General features: G+C 69.1%; 17 protein-coding genes. 10 read left to right on the forward strand and 7 right to left on the reverse strand.

Features of this window, described 5'->3' with window-relative positions; all coding sequences use genetic code 11:
• Positions 1-68: 68 nt before the first annotated feature.
• The 4 genes from ABFT43_RS12250 to ABFT43_RS12265 all read left to right on the forward strand — a co-directional run bounded on the left by ABFT43_RS12250 (position 69) and on the right by ABFT43_RS12265 (position 4,359).
• Positions 69-839 (forward strand): DeoR/GlpR family DNA-binding transcription regulator, encoded by a 771-nt coding sequence (locus ABFT43_RS12250; protein WP_222112547.1) that lies wholly within the window; start codon positions 69-71, stop codon positions 837-839.
• Positions 836-1,816, forward strand: a complete 981-nt coding sequence (gene pfkB, locus ABFT43_RS12255; RefSeq protein WP_109237788.1) for a 1-phosphofructokinase — start codon at positions 836-838, stop codon at positions 1,814-1,816. The genes ABFT43_RS12250 and pfkB overlap by 4 nt, the downstream gene beginning before the upstream one ends.
• The gene (locus tag ABFT43_RS12260) at positions 1,813-3,927 is read left to right on the forward strand and encodes a PTS fructose transporter subunit IIABC (protein WP_347960615.1); all 2,115 of its coding nucleotides are present in this window, start codon (positions 1,813-1,815) and stop codon (positions 3,925-3,927) included. Before pfkB ends, ABFT43_RS12260 begins: the two co-directional genes overlap by 4 nt.
• Before the next feature lie 171 nt (positions 3,928-4,098).
• On the forward strand, positions 4,099-4,359 hold the full coding sequence (locus ABFT43_RS12265) for an HPr family phosphocarrier protein (RefSeq protein WP_109237786.1): 261 nt from the start codon (positions 4,099-4,101) through the stop codon (positions 4,357-4,359).
• A 9-nt stretch (positions 4,360-4,368) separates the two neighbouring features.
• On the opposite strand, the gene hflX is transcribed toward ABFT43_RS12265, so the two are convergent.
• From hflX to ABFT43_RS12285, 4 genes are read right to left on the reverse strand one after another with little or no spacing between them, the layout of a single operon-like run.
• Entirely contained in the window at positions 4,369-5,826 is a 1,458-nt protein-coding gene (gene hflX / locus ABFT43_RS12270; protein ID WP_347960616.1) for a GTPase HflX, read from the reverse strand.
• 52 nt (positions 5,827-5,878) lie between these two features.
• On the reverse strand, positions 5,879-6,775 hold the full coding sequence (dapF, locus tag ABFT43_RS12275; RefSeq protein ID WP_347960617.1) for a diaminopimelate epimerase: 897 nt from the start codon (positions 6,773-6,775) through the stop codon (positions 5,879-5,881).
• A 10-nt stretch (positions 6,776-6,785) separates the two neighbouring features.
• Positions 6,786-7,706: a tRNA (adenosine(37)-N6)-dimethylallyltransferase MiaA gene (gene miaA / locus ABFT43_RS12280; protein ID WP_347960618.1), complete on the reverse strand. Its 921-nt coding sequence runs from the start codon at positions 7,704-7,706 to the stop codon at positions 6,786-6,788.
• Positions 7,703-8,434, reverse strand: coding sequence for a class III extradiol ring-cleavage dioxygenase family protein (locus ABFT43_RS12285; RefSeq protein WP_347960619.1), 732 nt, complete (start codon positions 8,432-8,434; stop codon positions 7,703-7,705). The genes miaA and ABFT43_RS12285 overlap by 4 nt, the downstream gene beginning before the upstream one ends.
• 189 nt (positions 8,435-8,623) lie before the next feature.
• Here ABFT43_RS12285 and ABFT43_RS12290 point away from each other — a divergent pair, with 189 nt between their 5' ends.
• Complete coding sequence (locus tag ABFT43_RS12290; RefSeq protein WP_347960620.1) at positions 8,624-9,985, forward strand: DUF349 domain-containing protein; 1,362 nt, start codon at positions 8,624-8,626, stop codon at positions 9,983-9,985.
• Positions 9,986-10,025: 40 nt separating this feature from the next.
• Here the strand turns inward: ABFT43_RS12290 and ABFT43_RS12295 are convergent, their stop codons facing one another.
• Positions 10,026-10,646 carry an Rv2732c family membrane protein gene (locus ABFT43_RS12295; RefSeq protein ID WP_347960621.1) on the reverse strand — a complete coding sequence of 207 codons (621 nt, stop codon included), beginning with the start codon at positions 10,644-10,646 and terminating at the stop codon, positions 10,026-10,028.
• Positions 10,647-10,692: 46 nt separating this feature from the next.
• Positions 10,693-12,228, reverse strand: a complete 1,536-nt coding sequence (gene miaB, locus ABFT43_RS12300; RefSeq protein ID WP_347960729.1) for a tRNA (N6-isopentenyl adenosine(37)-C2)-methylthiotransferase MiaB — start codon at positions 12,226-12,228, stop codon at positions 10,693-10,695.
• A 213-nt stretch (positions 12,229-12,441) separates the two neighbouring features.
• On the opposite strand from miaB, the gene ABFT43_RS12305 reads away from it, so the two are divergent.
• From ABFT43_RS12305 to ABFT43_RS12325, 5 genes are read left to right on the forward strand one after another with little or no spacing between them, the layout of a single operon-like run.
• Entirely contained in the window at positions 12,442-13,170 is a 729-nt protein-coding gene (locus ABFT43_RS12305; protein WP_347960730.1) for an amino acid ABC transporter ATP-binding protein, read from the forward strand.
• Positions 13,170-14,180, forward strand: coding sequence for a glutamate ABC transporter substrate-binding protein (locus ABFT43_RS12310; RefSeq protein ID WP_347960622.1), 1,011 nt, complete (start codon positions 13,170-13,172; stop codon positions 14,178-14,180). Before ABFT43_RS12305 ends, ABFT43_RS12310 begins: the two co-directional genes overlap by 1 nt.
• Positions 14,181-14,192: 12 nt before the next feature.
• On the forward strand, positions 14,193-14,870 hold the full coding sequence (locus ABFT43_RS12315; RefSeq protein WP_347960623.1) for an amino acid ABC transporter permease: 678 nt from the start codon (positions 14,193-14,195) through the stop codon (positions 14,868-14,870).
• Positions 14,867-15,748 (forward strand): amino acid ABC transporter permease, encoded by an 882-nt coding sequence (locus tag ABFT43_RS12320; protein WP_347960624.1) that lies wholly within the window; start codon positions 14,867-14,869, stop codon positions 15,746-15,748. The genes ABFT43_RS12315 and ABFT43_RS12320 overlap by 4 nt, the downstream gene beginning before the upstream one ends.
• Before the next feature lie 42 nt (positions 15,749-15,790).
• Positions 15,791-16,549, forward strand: coding sequence for a hypothetical protein (locus ABFT43_RS12325; protein ID WP_347960625.1), 759 nt, complete (start codon positions 15,791-15,793; stop codon positions 16,547-16,549).
• Positions 16,550-16,680: 131 nt separating this feature from the next.
• Here ABFT43_RS12325 and ABFT43_RS12330 read toward each other — a convergent pair whose 3' ends face one another.
• Positions 16,681-17,229: a regulatory protein RecX gene (locus ABFT43_RS12330; RefSeq protein WP_347960626.1), complete on the reverse strand. Its 549-nt coding sequence runs from the start codon at positions 17,227-17,229 to the stop codon at positions 16,681-16,683.
• Positions 17,230-17,236: the final 7 nt, after the last annotated feature.

The raw sequence follows: 17,236 nt of genomic DNA on the forward strand, positions 1-17,236 counted from the left end.
ACAAACAAGCGTAAACAGAATCACATCAACACCGAAACCAACACGATCCCACATCAGATCGGAGCAGCGTGTACGCCGAGGAGAGACAACAGGCCATCGCCGACGAGGTTCGCGTCGCGGGCCGGGCATCGGTGGCCGAGCTCGCCGCGAAGTTCGATGTGACCAGCGAGACCGTTCGTCGCGACCTCGCGGTTCTCGAGAAGGCGGGACACGTGCAGCGCGTGCACGGCGGGGCCGTCCGCCCCGAGGTGATGCGTGTCGTCGCAGAACTCGGCGTCGCCGAGCGGGAGACCGCCCAGACCGAGGAGAAGGCCGCGATCGGTCGTGCCGCGATGTCCTTTCTCCCACCCGACGGCGGATCGGTCCTGTTCGACGCCGGCACCACGACCTATCGCGCGGCCGAGGCACTGCCCCGCGATCGCACACTGACCCTCATCACCAACAGCCTGCCCATCGCCGGCCTGCTCGCCGCCCGCCACGTCGACGGCCTGCACGCACTCGGGGGCCGCGTGCGCGGCCTGACCCAGGCGACCGTGGGCGCGCAGACCGTGGCCGCACTGTCCCGGATGCGGATCACCACCGCGTTCGTCGGCACCAACGGCCTCACCGAAGCGCACGGACTATCCACTCCGGACCCCGACGAGGCGGCGGTGAAGTCCGCGATGGTCGCCGCGGCACAGCGGGTCATCGTGCTCGCCGACAGCTCGAAGATGGGCCGCGAGGAGCTCTCCGGGTTCGCGACCGTCGACGACATCGACGTCCTCGTCACAGATTCCGGGATCGACCCGCAGTTCTCGGCCGCGCTGTCCGCACGCGGCGTCGAGGTCGTGATCGCGTGATCCTGACCGTCACCGCCAATCCGAGCCTCGACCGCACTCTCGAGCTCGGCGGGCCCCTGCGTCGCGGCGAGGTCCAGCGCGCGGGAGTCGTCCGGGCGCAGCCGGGCGGCAAGGGAGTCAATGTGTCCCGCACCGTCGCGACGGCGGGGCTGGCGACCCGTGCGCTACTCCCCGCGCGTCCCGGCGACCCGCTGCTCGCCGCCCTCGACGACCTCGGGCTCCCATACGACGCGGTTTCCGTCGACGACGAGGTGCGTTCGAACGTCACCATCGCCGAGTCCGACGGCACGACCACCAAGGTGAACGCCCCCGGTGTACCGCTCACGCCGGAACAGCTCGACGAGCTCACCACGCTGATCCGAACCCACGCCGAGGGCGCGGCCTGGGTCACCCTCTGCGGTTCACTGCCACCGGGCGTGCCGCACGACTGGTATCGCCGCATCGCCGACGCGCTGATGACCGCAGGGTGCCGCGTCGCCGTCGACACCTCCGGCGAACCGTTGCGCGCCGCGGCCGCCGGCCGACTCGACCTGATCAAGCCGAACGAGGACGAACTCGCCGAGCTCACCGGCACCGATCCGGCCGTGTTCCGAGCGGCGTTGTCGCGCAATGATCTCGGGCCCGTGGTGGATGCCGCGTCGACACTGGTCGAGCAGATCGGCGGGAACGTCCTGGCCACCCTCGGCGCCCGTGGCGCCGTACTGGTCACCCGGGCCGGCACCTGGATCGCCACCCCGCCGCCGGTCACGCCGCGCAGCACGGTCGGTGCCGGGGACTCCTCGCTCGCCGGATACCTCATCGCACAATCATCCGGAGCGCCGGCGCCCGACTGCCTGCGTCACGCCGTCGCCTACGGGTCGGCGGCCGCCGCACTCGCCGGCACCGCATCCCCGACGCCCGACCAGCTGAACCCGGCCGGGGTCACCGTGACCGAGTTCTGCAGCCCCACCCCATCCCCCGCGAAGGACATGTCATGACCGAGCGAATCATCACCGCGCAGACGGTGAGTCTCGACGTCGACGCCGGCGCCGATCCCGCCGCCGTCATCACCGCCCTCAGCGATGCGCTCGGCGCGGCCGGGCGGACGACCGACCCTGCCGACCTGGCCCGCGCGGCGCTCGAGCGGGAGGCCAAGTCCGCCACCGGGCTTCCCGGCGGCATCGCGATCCCGCATGCGCGCACCGCGTCGGTGACAGCGGCGGGTCTCGCGATGGCGAGGCTGTCCCGGAAGGTCGACTTCGGCGCCCCCGACGGCCCCGCCGATCTCGTCTTCCTCATCGCGGCACCCGAGGGCGGCGCCGCCGAGCACATGAAGCTGCTGAGTTCGCTGGCCCGTGCGCTGGTGCGGCCGGAGTTCGTCGCAGCACTGCGGGAGGCGGAGACGGCCGAACGGGTCATCGAGCTGGTGACCGAGGCGACCGATCCCGGCGCGTCGAAGAAGACCACCCCGGACAAGGCGCCCGACGAGGCCCTGCAGAAGACCCCGGAGAAGACCCCCGCGAGGGCTCCGGAGGAGTCTCCCACGCCGACGGTGTCCGCCGCGGCGCCCGAGGAGGCCACCAGGCCGCGCCTCCTCGCGATCACCGCATGTCCCACCGGGATCGCGCACACCTACATGGCGGCCGACGCGCTCAAGTACGCGGCCGAGCGCGCGGGCGTCGAACTCGCTGTCGAGACGCAGGGATCGTCGGCGACCACGCCGTTCGACCCGGCGCAGATCGACGCCGCGGACGCGATCATCTTCGCCACCGACATCGGGGTGAAGGATCGCGGCCGCTTCCACGGCAAGCCGGTCATCTCCTCCGGCGTGAAGCGGGCGATCAACGAGCCCGACGCCATGATCGCGGAAGCCGTTGCAGCGGCAAGGAATCCGAACGCGGCACGCGTCGTCGAGGGGGGCGGTGAAGTGTCGGGGGTGGATGCGCCCGCCACGGCCGGCGGCACGGGTCTCGCGGCCCGAACCCGGCAGGCGCTGATGACCGGTGTCAGCTACATGATCCCGTTCGTCGCGGCCGGAGGTCTGCTGATCGCCCTCGGCTTCCTGCTGGCCGGCTACGAGATCGCCAACACCACGCTCGACGCCGGTGGTTCACTCGACGACGCGGCCTACATCGCGCTCAACAACAGCCTCTGGGATCTGCCGTCCGGCGGTCTCCTGCAGTACCTCGGCGCGGTGAGCTTCGCGATCGGCTCGGGGGTGATGGGTCTGGCGGTCCCGGTCCTCGCCGGGTACATCTCGTTCGCCATCGCCGACCGGCCCGGTATCGCTCCGGGTTTCGTCGCGGGCATCGTGTCCCTGGCGGTCGGCGCGAGCTTCATCGGCGCGCTGATCGGCGGTCTCATCGCCGGCGCGGTGTGCCTGTGGATCTCGCGATTGCCGGTACCGCAATGGTCGCGAGGGCTGATGCCGGTTGTGGTGATCCCGCTGTTCGGCAGCATCGTCGTCGGCGGTCTGCTCTACATGGTGCTCGGCAAGCCTCTTGCGTGGCTGACCGAGCAGATGAACTCCGGGCTGGAGTCGATGTCCGGTGGGTCGGCGATCGTGTTGGGCATCGTGCTCGGCCTGATGATGTGCTTCGACCTGGGCGGGCCGGTCAACAAGACCGCCTACCTGTTCGCCACCGCCGGTATCGCCGACGCCGCGACCGCAGGTCCCGCGCAGTTCCAGATCATGGCCGCGGTCATGTGCGCCGGTATGGTCCCGCCGCTCGCACTGGCACTGGCCACGGTGCTGCGACCGGGCCTGTTCACCGAGCCCGAGCGCGAGAACGGCAAGGCCGCCTGGCTCCTCGGCGCGTCGTTCATCTCCGAGGGCGCCATCCCGTTCGCCGCGGTCGACCCGTTCCGGGTCATCCCGTCGATGATGGCCGGTGGCGCGCTCTCCGGTGCGCTCATCATGGCCTTCGGTGTGGAGTTGCGCGCCCCGCACGGCGGCATCTTCGTCTTCTTCGCCATGAACAACTGGGTGCTGTTCCTCGTCGCCCTGGCCGCCGGAACCCTGCTCAGCGCGATCGTGGTGATCGCGGCGAAGCAGTTCGGCCGGACCCGTGAGCTCACCCGGGCCGACGTGCAGGCCCTGGCAGTCTGAAGGTCGACCCGCGCGCCCGGTCCGCGCCGGACGATCCGCGCCGGACGATCCGCACCGAACGATCCGCACCGAACGATCCGCCACGAACAGCCCCCACAGAACCCCGACGACACGACCGTACAACGACCCACACAAAGACCCCGCACAGAACGACCCCATACAGGAGGCACCATGCCCAGCACCATCGCCACCGTCGCGTCCGCGATCGGTCTGCACGCGCGTCCGGCCACGATCATCGCCGAGGCCGTCACCGGCACCGGTAGCACCGTGACCCTCGCCCTCGAGGGCTCCGAGCCGGTCGATGCGGGCTCTGCGCTGATGATCATGACCCTCGGCGCCGAGAAGGGCACCAGGGTCGTGGTGACCGCCGACGATCAGGCCGCGCTCGACAAGGTCGTCGAGCTCATCGAGACCGATCTCGACGCGGACTGAGGACGGAGGCTAGACCCGCAACGGGGCCAGCTCACCCGCCAGCGACGCGGGGACCCGGACCGTCATCGTGGTTCCGGTCTCGGTGTGCTCGGAGTCCAGCACCTCACCCTCGGAGTGCACGCGGGAGACGAGGTCCCCGCGCGAGAACGGCACGCAGATCGTTAGTTCCACGTCGCTGCGTCCGACGAATTCGCGGATGCGGTCGAACAGCTCGGGCAGGCCCTCGCCGGTACGGGCCGAGACGAACACCGCGTCGGCGCCGACCGCGCCGCGCACCTCGGTGAGCCGGTTGCCGTCGATCGCGTCGATCTTGTTGATCACCAGCAGTTCCGGCGGCGGCTCGACGCCCTCCTCGGCGACGATCTCGTTGACGACCTGACGGACCGCGGAGATCTGGTCCATCGGGAACGGGTCGGAACCGTCGACCACGTGCAGCAGCAGGTCGGCGTCGACGACCTCCTCGAGGGTCGAGCGGAACGCCTCGACCAGCTGGGTCGGCAGGTGCCGCACGAACCCGACGGTGTCGGTGAAGACCACCGCGCGGCCGTCGTCGAGGGTCGCGCGGCGCGTGGTGGGATCCAGGGTCGCGAACAGCGCGTCCTGGACGAGCACACCGGCGCCGGTCATCGCGTTCACCAGGCTCGACTTGCCCGCGTTGGTGTAGCCGGCGACCGTGATCGACGGGATCGTCGACCGGTTGCGCGCTGCCCGCTTGGTGGTGCGGGCCTTCTTCATGTCGCGGATCTCGCGGCGCAGCTTGGCCATCCGTTCGCGGATGCGGCGGCGGTCGGTCTCGATCTTCGTCTCGCCGGGTCCGCGAAGGCCCACACCGCCGTTGCTGCCGGCGCGGCCGCCGGCCTGCCGGGACATCGATTCGCCCCAGCCGCGCAGGCGCGGGAGCATGTACTCCATCTGCGCGAGCGAGACCTGCGCCTTGCCCTCCCGGGACGAGGCGTGCTGGGCGAAGATGTCGAGGATCAGCGCGGTCCGGTCGATCACCTTGACCTTGACGACCTTCTCCAGCGCGGTCAGCTGCGCAGGCGTGAGCTCACCGTCGCAGATGACGGTGTCGGCGCCGCTGGAGAGCACGATCTCACGCAGCTCGTCGGCCTTGCCGGATCCGATGTAGGTCGCGGGATCGGGTTTCGACCGGCGCTGGATCACCGCGTCGAGGACCTGGGAGCCGGCGGTCTCGGCGAGGGCCGCGAGCTCGGCCATGTTCGCCTTCGCCGACGCCGCGGTGCCCTCGGTCCAGACCCCGACCAGGACCACCTTCTCGAGGCGGAGCTGCCGGTACTCGACCTCGGTGACGTCGGTGAGTTCGGTGGAGAGTCCGGCGACGCGCTGCAGTGAGGCGCGCTCGGAGAGTTGGAGTTCACCGACGGTCGGGTCGTCATCGCGGTGGATGTCACCGGGACGGTCGTCGAGGTCGGAGTCGGAGAGGATCTGTGCTGATGATTCGGTCATACGGAATCCATGGTCTCACGCCCGGTGTGCGGTGAGCACCTGAATATCGAGCTCAGCGGTCCCAGCCGGCCCGCAGGACCCCGTCGGCGACGAGCTTCGACGGCCCGCGCAGCGTCGATCCGTCCTCGCGGATGGCCACGGTGACCTCGCCGCCGGGAATCCCGATGCGCAGCTCGCCGGTGGCCTGCCCGCGGGCTTCCAGGGCTGCGCGCGTGGCCGCGACCAGGCCCGTTCCGCAGCTGCGGGTCTCCCCCACGCCTCGTTCGAACACCCGCATCCGGGCGTACAGGCCGCCGTCGGTGTCCTCCGCCGGCGGCGTGAGCAGCTCGACGTTGGCACCCTGCGGGAAGTCCCCGTGATCGATGATTACGCCCGCAGAGAAATCGACCGCGGCGAGGCCCTCGGGGGTGAGGCCGTCGACCACACATGCCAGATGCGGGTTGCCGACGTCGACCTTGGCTCCCTTGTACGCGTCGCCGCCGATGCGCACCACCGAACCTCCCTCCAGACGCGCGACGCCCATCTCGACGGTCACCTCGGCGCTCGTGTCGTCGAAGGAGTGGATGGTCACCGGGCGCGCCCCGGCGCGGGAGCCCACGGTGAACGTGTCGGCGTCGACGAGTCCCCGGGAACGGACGTAGTGCGCGAAGACGCGGACGCCGTTGCCGCACATCTCGGCGATCGAGCCGTCGGCGTTGCGGTAGTCCATGAACCAGTCGTCGGGGGTCACGCCCTCGGGCAGGGCGTCGAGGACGCCGCTCTCGACGAGAGCGCCGGAACGGGCCACGCGCAGCAGCCCGTCGGCGCCGATGCCGCGCTGCCGATCGCAGAGCGCGGCGACGAAGGTCGCCTCGAGATCCAGCTCCGCGGCCGGGTCCGAGAGCACGACGAAATCGTTCTGGGTGCCGTGTCCCTTGACGAACCGCAGGCCTGCCGAATCCGAAGTCACACCGTCCAGACTACTTTGCGACCCGCACCGCTTCGAGTGCACGGTCGGCCAGGTCCTCGGCGGCGGCATCGAGCCAGATCGCACGGTGGTCGCGCCGGAACCACGACCGCTGCCGGCGCACGTAGCGGCGGGTGCCGATGAAGGTGAGTTCCTCGGCCTGCGCGAGGTCGTACTCGCCGTCGAGCGCGGCGAGCACCTGCTTGTAGCCGATCGCCTGCGACGCGGTGCGCCCCTCGCGCAATCCTTTGTCGCACAGTGCTTTCACCTCGTCGACGAGACCGGTGGAGAACATCAGGCGGGTCCGCAGCCGGATCCGCTCGTCGAGTTCGGCGGTGTCCCGGTCGAGCGCGAGGATGACCGTGCCCCACCGGGGTTCGCCGATCTTCGGCTGCGACGCCGCGAACGGTTGTCCGGTGAGTTCGACCACCTCGAGCGCGCGCACGATGCGGCGGCCGTCGGTGGGCAGGATCGTCGACGCGGCGGCCGGGTCGACACCCGCGAGCAGCTCGTGCATCGCCGCCACTCCCCGCTTCGCCAGCATCGCCTCGTAGCGGGCGCGGACCTGCGGGTCGGTGGCCGGGAACCGCCAGTTGTCCAGCAGGCCCTGTATGTACATCATCGAGCCGCCGACGATGACGGGCACGCGCCCGGCGTCGAGCAGCCGTTCGACATCGGCGGTCGCGGCCCGCTGATAGCGGGCGACGGTTGCGATCTCGGTGACGTCGAGGACGTCGATCTGGTGGTGCGGGATACCGCGGCGTTCTGCCACCGGCAGCTTCGCGGTGCCGATGTCCATGCCGCGGTACTGCTGCATCGCGTCGATGTTGACGATCTCGCCGCCGAGACGCTCCGCGAGGTCGAGGGCCAGCTCGGACTTGCCGCTGGCCGTCGGTCCGACGACAGCGATCGGGCGGGGTCGGGCACCGCTCATGACCGGTCGTCGAGGGTCCAGGTGGCCACGACATACCCCACGCCGAACGGCGCGTCGGCGTAGCGGGTCTTGGCGACCACGGTGCTGTCCTGTTGGTCGACGGCCGCGGCGGCGACCTGCCACGCCACCCGTCCGCCGACTCCTTCGGCCGCACACGCCGCCGGGTCGAGGGCGGCGAGTGCCCGGGTGTCCGCGTCGTCGATCGCGGCGACGATCGAATCGTTGAGAGCGACTGCGGAGTCGCGGCGCGCACCGCCGGGCGACTTCGGGGTCAGCGCGAACGAGCCGTCGCCCACGACGAGCAGACCCGCCCGGTCGTGGGAGTCGCGCAGCCGCCGCCCGAGTTCGGCCCCGAGCGCGGCACACTCCGCGGGGGCCGTCTCGCGACCGACGGTGAACGGCTCCGCCGGCCCCAGGCCCGCCCGTTCGCGCACCCAGGCGCCGATGAGCGCGGCCAGGCTCATGCGCGGACCGGCGTCGTCACTCAGATGCACACGCACGTCCACCCCGAAGCGACCGAACCCGCCCGAACCGGACTCCCGGACGACCCCCGCCACCGGCTCGTCCGACGCCCCCACGAGAACCCAACGGTCGACCCCGGCGGCGCGTCCGTCACCGGCCGCGTCGTCGACCGCCGTCCGCACGGGCTCGGTGTCGAACGCGCCCGGACCGGCCAACTCGGGTACCAGCAACGGAGCACTCGGCACGAAGACGACGACCGCAAGCACACCACGACGCTAGTCGACCGCCCGCGACGCCGACCCGCCGACTCGGCGCGCACGCCACACGCACACGCCTGAACTGCTTGAATGGATCCGTACTGTCGGCGATCGCGGGACGATACGATGCCCCCGCGAGACTCGACCAAGCGACCGGCAGCCGTGACGCGCGGCACCAATGAGCGGCAGGACACGCACATGACCAACCCGATCGACCCGTCACCGGCTACCCAGGGCACCGAGCCGGTCGGCACCAGCAAGCCCCGCCCGAAGCCCGGGCCCCGCCCGAAGCCCGGCCCGCGGCCGGGCGCGCACGAACCCGTCGTCCCCCACATCAGCGCGGGCGACCCACACCGGTGGGGACGCATCGACGAGTCGGGTGTCGTGTGGCTGAAGACCGCCGAGGGTGAACGCGAGATCGGTTCCTGGCAGGCCGGCACCATCGAGGAGGGCCTCGCCCACTTCGCGCGGCGCTTCGACGATCTCGCGACCGAGGTCGAGGTCCTCGAGGAGCGCCTGACCGCGCGGTCCGGCGATCCCCGCAAGGCGCAGGCCGCGGCCAGACACCTGCTCGAGGAACTCCCCAACGCGCACGTCATCGGCGACGTCGCCGCCCTGCAGCGCCGGCTGGAGGCCATCGTCGGCAGCGCCGACGAGGTCGCCGAGTCCATCAAGGCCGAGCGCGAGAAGGCCCGTACCGCGGCGATCGCCCGCAAGGAGGAGCTGGCCGCGGAGGCCGAGAAGATCGGCGCCGAGGCGACCAACTGGAAGCACGCCGGCGATCGTCTCCGCGAGATCCTCGAGGAGTGGAAGACGATCAAGGGTGTCGACCGCAAGACCGACGACGCCCTGTGGAAGCGCTATGCCAAGGCCCGGGACGCCTTCAACCGGCGTCGTGGGGCGCACTTCGCCGAACTCGATCGTGAACGGGCCGGTGCGAAGGAGCGCAAGGAGGCGCTGATCAAGCAGGCCGAGGAGCTGTCCTCCTCGACCGACTGGGGTCCCACCTCCGCACGATTCCGGGAGTTGCTACAGGAGTGGAAGGCCGCCGGCCGTGCTCCCCGCGACACCGACGAGGCGCTGTGGCAGCGGTTCAAGGCCGCCCAGGACGTGTTCTTCAGTGCCCGCAACGCCGCCACGTCGGAGCGTGACGCCGAGTACCAGGCGAACGCGAAGGCGAAGCTCGAACTCCTCGAGGCGGCCGAGAAGGCGATCGATCCCGACGCCGATCTCGAGGGTGCGCGCCGCGAGTTCCGGGCGTTCCGCGACCGGTGGGACGAGATCGGGAAGGTGCCGCGCGATCAGATGCACTCGCTCGAGTCGCGGGCCCGGGCCCTCGAGAAGCGTATTCGCGACGCCGAGGAGGCGCAGTGGCAGCGAACCGACCCGGAGGCGCAGGCGCGTGCCGCCCAGTTCGTCGAGCGGGCCGAACAGCTCGAGGAGCAGGCGCGCAAGGCCGCCGAGCGGGGCAAGGACCGCGACGCGGCGAAGCTGCGTGAGCAGGCTGCGCAGTGGCGCGAGTGGGCGGAGGCGGCGCAGAGCGCCATCTCCGACCGCTGAGAGAAGAGACCGCCGAGACCCCGGCGCTCAGTGCCCGAGATCAGGCCTGGGCGTCGGGGTTCTTCTTGTAGAGCGCGGTGGCATAGGCCTCCTGCTCGGCGGCCTGGCGACGCCGTTCGGCCTCCATCGCGAGTTGGTAGGACGACCGCGCCCACACCACGCGCGACCAGTGGAACGTCAGCACGAACACCGCGATCCAGCCCAGGACCAGGCCGACCCCGACGCCCGACGGCGGCTCGACGCCGCCCACGCCCGGGGTGTTGCGGGACCACCAGGCGAGCATCCCGGCGACGCAGGCGATCGCGCAGCCGCACAGGGCGACCCACGCGAGCACCCAGCGTCGGGTCAATAGCGCCAGCATCGACGCGACGATGCCGAAGAAGGTCACCAGGTACACGAAGATGCGGGAGACGATGGTGACGCGCTCGGCCTGCGCCTCCGTGGTGTAGGCGAGCACGTCGAGCCCGGTCGCCGAGCCCGTGTGCGGCAGCACCAGCGACACCATCGCCACCAGGACGGCGACGGCGACGACCAGTGCGCGGGCGCCCGGGTCGATCTCGCCGGCGACCTTGCGCTCGGCCTTCCGCAGATCGCGTTCGTAGGCCTGGAACGCGTCCACGTCGGCGGCGCCGGGAGTGGTGGGGTCCGGGTTCTCGGACATGTCATCGCCTCGATTCATCGTGTGAGACCAGGGTTTTCGGCGTGCGCTAGCCGCACGAGCCACAGCCGGACTCGGCCGGCGCGGGTGCCGGCGCACCGATCTTCGGCAGACCGAGGCCCACGCCGACCGGCGGGGTCGTCGGGGTGCGGCTCTGCTCGAAGGCGTCACCGGCGCGGGTGCGGCGATGCGACCGCACTCCGGCGTCGGCGATCAGGTGGTGCGGTGCGGCGTCGGTGAGCACGGTGTGCACGACGTCGCCCGGACGGATCGACCCCGCGGCATCGCCGGGCGTGAAGTGCACGAGGCGACCGTCGCGGGCGCGGCCCGTCATGCGCTGGGTCTTGGCGGACTTGCGCCCCTCGTCGGCGACGACGAGCAGCTCCACCTCGTTGCCGATCAGTTTCTGGTTCTCCGCGAGGCAGATCTTCTCCTGCAACGCGATGAGCCGCTGGTAGCGCTCACCGACGACGTCCGGTGGCACCTGGTCGGGCATCGTTGCGGCCGGCGTGCCGGGACGCGGCGAGTACTGAAAGGTGAACGCCGACGAGAACCGGGCGCGCTCGACGACCTCGAGGGTGGCCTGGAAGTCCTCCTCGGTCTCCCCCGGGAAACCGACGATGATGTCGGTGGTGATCGCCGCGTGCGGCATGGCCGCCCGGACCTTGTCGAGGATGCCGAGGAACTTGGTCTGCCGGTAGCTGCGACGCATCGCGCGCAGGATGCGGTCCGAACCGGACTGCAGCGGCATGTGCAGTTGCGGGCACACGTTCGGCGTCTGTGCCATCGCCTCGATCACGTCGTCGGTGAACTCCGCCGGATGCGGCGAGGTGAACCGGACGCGTTCGAGACCGTCGATGTCGCCGCAGGCGCGCAGGAGCTCGGCGAACGCGCCGCGGTTGCGCGGCTGGTCGGGATCGGCGAACGACATGCCGTAGGCGTTGACGTTCTGCCCCAGCAGGGTCACCTCGAGGACACCCTGGTCGACGAGGGCCTGCACCTCGGCGAGCACGTCACCGGGGCGGCGGTCGACCTCTTTGCCGCGCAGCGAGGGGACGATGCAGAACGTGCAGGTGTTGTTGCAGCCGACCGACACCGACACCCAGCCGGAGTAGGCCGACTCGCGCTTGGCGGGCAGCGTCGACGGGAAGCGCTCCAGCGAGTCGAGGATCTCGACCTGGGCCTCGGAGTTGTGCCGGGCGCGCTCGAGCAGCGCCGGCAGCGACCCGATGTTGTGGGTGCCGAACACGACGTCGACCCAGGGGGCCTTCGAGATGACGGCGTCCTTGTCCTTCTGCGCGAGGCAGCCCCCGACGGCGATCTGCATGCCGGGCCGGCGCGACTTGACCGGCGCGAGATGCGAGAGGTTGCCGTAGAGCTTGTTGTCGGCGTTCTCACGGATGGCGCAGGTGTTGAACACCACGAGATCGGCGTCCGCGTCGTCGTCGGCCCGCACGTAACCCGCGTCCTCGAGCAATCCGGCGATGCGCTCGGAGTCGTGGACGTTCATCTGGCAGCCGTAGGTCCGGACCTGATAGCTGCGGGGTTGCAGGGTCGATGCGGCCTCGTCAGGCCGATCCGACAACTCGATACTCACTCCTCCCAGGGTACGGGGCCGATGCAAATCGCCGTGACGGGCGAGCCGTCCCCCACCACCGCCGTCCGCACACGGCCTCCGACCGCTCCGACCTCCCGCGACGCACCGAGGTGACCCACACCACGAAGCGGCACGAAATTTCGCTAGGGTGCCAGAATGACCGTTTCACCGAGCAAGTCCGCGGACCCCCGGTCCGGACCGATGATCTCGATGCGCGGGGTGCAGAAGCACTTCGGCTCGCTGCACGTTCTCAAGGACATCGACTTCGAGGTCCCGGCCGGACAGGTCGTGGTCGTCCTGGGCCCGTCCGGGTCGGGCAAGTCCACACTGTGCCGCACGATCAACCGCCTCGAACCCATCGACGAGGGTGAGATCCGCATCCAGGGTGAGCTGCTCCCCTCGGAGGGCAAGGATCTCGCGCGCCTTCGCGCCGACGTGGGCATGGTGTTCCAGTCCTTCAACCTGTTCTCCCACAAGACGATCCTGGAGAACGTGACCCTCGCACCGATCAAGGTGCGCAAGAAGTCCAAGGCCGAGGCCACAGCGCGAGCGCTCGAACTCCTCGAGCGCGTCGGCATCGCCAGCCAGAAGGACAAGTACCCGGCTCAGCTGTCCGGCGGTCAGCAGCAGCGCGTCGCCATCGCCCGCTCGCTGGCGATGGACCCGAAGATCATGCTGTTCGACGAGCCGACCTCGGCCCTCGACCCGGAGATGGTCAACGAGGTCCTCGACGTCATGGTGGCCCTCGCGAAGGAGGGCATGACCATGCTCGTGGTCACCCACGAGATGGGCTTCGCCCGCAAGGCCGCCGACCGGGTGATCTTCATGGCCGACGGCGCGATCGTCGAGGACTCCGACCCCGACACCTTCTTCACCGCCCCGAAGTCGGAGCGGGCACGTGACTTCCTCGGCAAGATCCTGGGGCACTGATGCGCGGACGAGGACAGACGAGAACGACATACACCGCGGCCGTGGTCGTCGCCGTCGGCGCGCTGCTGGCCGGCCTGCTGTCGGGCTGCGGCAGCACCGAACCGCGCAACCTGCTCGACTCGATCCGCGACGGCAAGGTGATCCTCGGCGTCAAGTTCGACCAGCCGGGCCTCGGCCTGTACGAGCCCGACGGCAACGTCACCGGCTTCGACGCCACGGTCGCCCGCTACGTGGTCAACCACATCGCCGACGAGCTCGGCGTCGACCACCCGGAGGTCACCTGGCGCGAGACCCCGTCGGCGCGTCGTGAGGCGATGATCGACAACGGCGAGGTCGACCTGATCGCCGCCACCTACTCCATCACCTCCGCCCGCGCGAAGAAGGTCTCCTTCGGAGGCCCCTACCTGCAGACGTACCAGGGCCTGATGGTCCGCGCGGACGACAACTCGATCACCAGGCTCGAGGATCTCGACAACGGCAAGAAGCTCTGCTCGGTCACCGGATCGACGTCGGCGCAGAACGTCAAGGCCCAGCTGCCCACCGTCCAACTGCAGGAGTACGACTCGTACTCGGCGTGTGTGGAGGCGCTGCGCCGCGGCAAGGTCGACGCCCTGACCACCGACGAGGCGATCCTCGCCGGGTACTCCAACTTCTGGAAGGGCGAGTTCAAGCTCGTCACGATGACCTATCTGAAGGACGCGTGCGTCAAGGACGCACTGAAGACCGCGGGCAGCCCGTTCTCCACCGAGCGCTACGGCGTCGGTGTGGCACTCGGCGACCAGCAGGCCGTCGAGGCGATCAACAAGGCGCTCGACGAGATGCTGACCCCCGTCGGCGGCGGCGAGTCCGCCTGGAACAAGGCCCTGCGAGACAACCTCGGCAACGCCTACGTCGACGAGATCATCGCGCGCGCCGACGAACCCGACTCGAAATTCCCGTACCTACCCGTTCCCGGCGACCTCGACTTCCTCGATTCACCGTCGAAGCCGTGCCCGGCCGGGCTCAAGTGAGAGGAGAGATCGATGAATGACGCCTCTCTGTGGGACAGCATGGGGCCGCAGCTGTGGCCTGCCTTCTGGGTGACCATCCAGCTGACCTTCTACTCCGCGATCGGCTCACTGGTCTGGGGCACCGTCCTCGCGGCGATGCGGGTCTCCCCCGTCCCGATCATGCGCGGTTTCGCGAACGTCTACGTGAACGTCGTGCGAAACACCCCGCTGACCCTCGTCGTGCTGTTCTGCGCGATCGGCCTCTACCAGAACCTGGGCCTGACCTTCGCGCCCACGATCAAGTCGAACAACTTCTGGCTCGCGGTCCTCGCGTTCGTGCTCTACACGTCCACCTTCGTGTGCGAGACACTGCGGTCCGGTTTCAACACCGTCCCGCTGGGTCAGGCCGAGGCGGCGCGGTCGCTGGGCATGTCCTTCACCCAGGTGTTCGGGATCATCGTGCTGCCGCAGGCCATCCGCTCGGTGATCGGGCCGCTGGGCAGTGTGCTGATCGCGCTGACGAAGAACACCACGATCGCGTCGGTCATCGGTGTCGCCGAGGCGGCGGCCCTGATGAAGACCGAGATCGAGACGTTCTCCGACCAACTGTTCGTGATCTTCGGCGTGATCGCCGTGGGCTTCATGATCATCACCCTCGCCGAGGGAGCCGTGTTCGGCTACCTCGCCAAGCGACTGGCGGTGAAGCGATGAGCGCCGAATCAACCGTTCTCTACGACGCCCCCGGCCCCCGGGCGCGGGCCCGCAACCGGGTCACGGCGGTCGTCTTCATCGGACTGCTGGTGGCGGCCCTGGTCTATGTGATCGCGGTGCTCGCCTCCAACGAGCAGTTCACCGCCGAGAAGTGGAGTCCGTTCGTCACCTGGTCGACCTGGACGGGCTACATCCTGCCGGGCCTGTGGCGCACGCTCGCGGCGGCCGCGGTCTCGATCGTGCTGTCGCTGGTGCTCGGCGCGCTCCTCGGCATCGGCCGGTTGTCCGAGCACCTATGGCTGCGAGCGGTCTCCGGCTTCTTCGTCGAGGTGTTCCGCGCGATCCCGGTGCTCATCCTGATGGTGTTCACCTGGTTCCTGTTCGCCGTGTACGGCATCTTCCCGTCGTCGATGCTGGCGTTCGCCGCCGTCGTCACCGGCCTGACGCTCTACAACGGTTCCGTCATGGCCGAGATCCTGCGGTCGGGGATCAACTCGCTGCCGAAGGGCCAGACCGAGGCGTCGTTGTCACTGGGTCTGCGGAAGTCACAGATGATGCGCATCGTGTTGCTGCCGCAGGCGATCACGGCGATGATGCCGGCACTGATCTCGCAGATGGTGGTGGCGCTCAAGGACTCCGCGCTCGGCTACATCATCGGCTACGCGGAGGTCGTGCGCAGCGGCCTGCTGTCGGCGTCGCGGTACGGCAACTACATCCCGGCGCTCATCGTGGTCGCGGCGATCATGATCTGCATCAACTTCGGGTTGTCGAAGCTGGCGACCTACGTCGAGCGGCGCCTGCGTCAGGGCAGCCGGTCGTCGGCCGCGCCTGCCGATCCGGAGAAGGCCGAGCTGGCCGCATCGGAGAACCTTCTCTGACGCCCAGCCAAGGTAACGATTTGTCCGAATTACGATGAAGAGATGACCATCAACACCCCCAATCCTGAGGGTCAGTTTCCTCCCGGAGGCTCCTTCCCCCCGAACCCACATCAGAATCCTCCACAGCAGGCTGGTCAGAAGACGAAGGTGACCATGTCGTTGCCAGTTCTGGCGCTCTTCACCTTCGCGCTGGTCGCAATCACCGGTCTGGTGGCCTCTCTGGTCACCGCAGCCGTGGTAAAGGAAGACACGTCGTCCAGGTCATCCAGCAATGTCGCAGATGCCACCAACTCCGAAGCGGTGTACGGAAACAACACCACGACCACCACGACAACGTCGGCGTCGGCTGTGTACGGGCTCAACCAGCCCATCACCAACGGAGACGTGAAGTTCACTCTGATCAGCGCCGAGAGCCCCGCCACCATCACCAAGTACGATGCCAGCGATGGATCGAGCGGTTACGTCTCCGTGTCGCCCAAGCCAAACGCCAAGTTCATCCTTCTCCATGCGAATGTGGAGAACATCGGAAGAACTCCCGAGAACAGGCTGTACATCGCCGCAGTTGTTCTCAGCGATCAGCAGGATCGTCTCTTTAACACCATCCACGAAAACTACGCAATCCAGCAGAACTTCGACCGCGAAGAGCGGAACGACGAACTGCAGCCGGGCTTCTCCGACGAGGTGTGGTTCCTCTACGAGGTCCCCAAGGCTGCTCAGATCGAGTATGTCGCCCTCACTGATGGTGACTCTCGCGGCAACGGTGAGAGCTACGACATCATCAGGCTCCCCAAGGCGCTATGACTCAGCCGTGACAGCCACCCCACTCGCTGACGGTCTCCCAGGTCGCAGGACTCTACGGGCCTGGCACGGACAACTACCGTATCGGGAGTTCTGTAGGCGTTCGGACTGGAACGACTCAACCGGCGAGGCGTTCAGCTGCCCTGGAAACCCATAAGCGCCTCCCCCACGACGTCGAACGCCATCGACTGCGGGTAACCGCGCCGGACGAGGAACCCGACGAGACGTCGCATCGTCTTGTCCCGTTCGGCGCGGTCGCCGGCTATCCGTTCGACGACCGTCGGGGTGAGCTTGCGCGCGACGAGCTGCGCGGCGATCTCACGTTCGTCGTCGGGGTCGATGTCGCTCAGGGCGTCGGTGATGATCGACTCGGCGATGCCCTTGTTGCGCAGCTCGTGCTTGAGCGCCACCCGCCCCTTGCCGGAGTTCTGATGGCGTGACCGCACCCACTCGGCGGCGAAGTCGGCGTCGTCGAGCAGCTGGTGCCGGTCGAGCCGAGCCATCACCTCGTCGACGGTGTCGGCATCGAATCCCTTGCGCGTCAACCGTTCCCGCATCTCCTGCCGGGAACGCGCGCGGACCCCGAGCAGGCGGAGCGCGGAGTCCCATGCGCTGGGTCCCTTGCGGTCGGGATCTGCATCCCGCCGTCGCTTCGTCTGCCCGGGGTCCGGTGCTTCGTTCACTGTCCGT

This window comes from Gordonia aurantiaca, from assembly GCF_039939235.1.
Taxonomy (GTDB): Bacteria; Actinomycetota; Actinomycetes; order Mycobacteriales; family Mycobacteriaceae; genus Gordonia.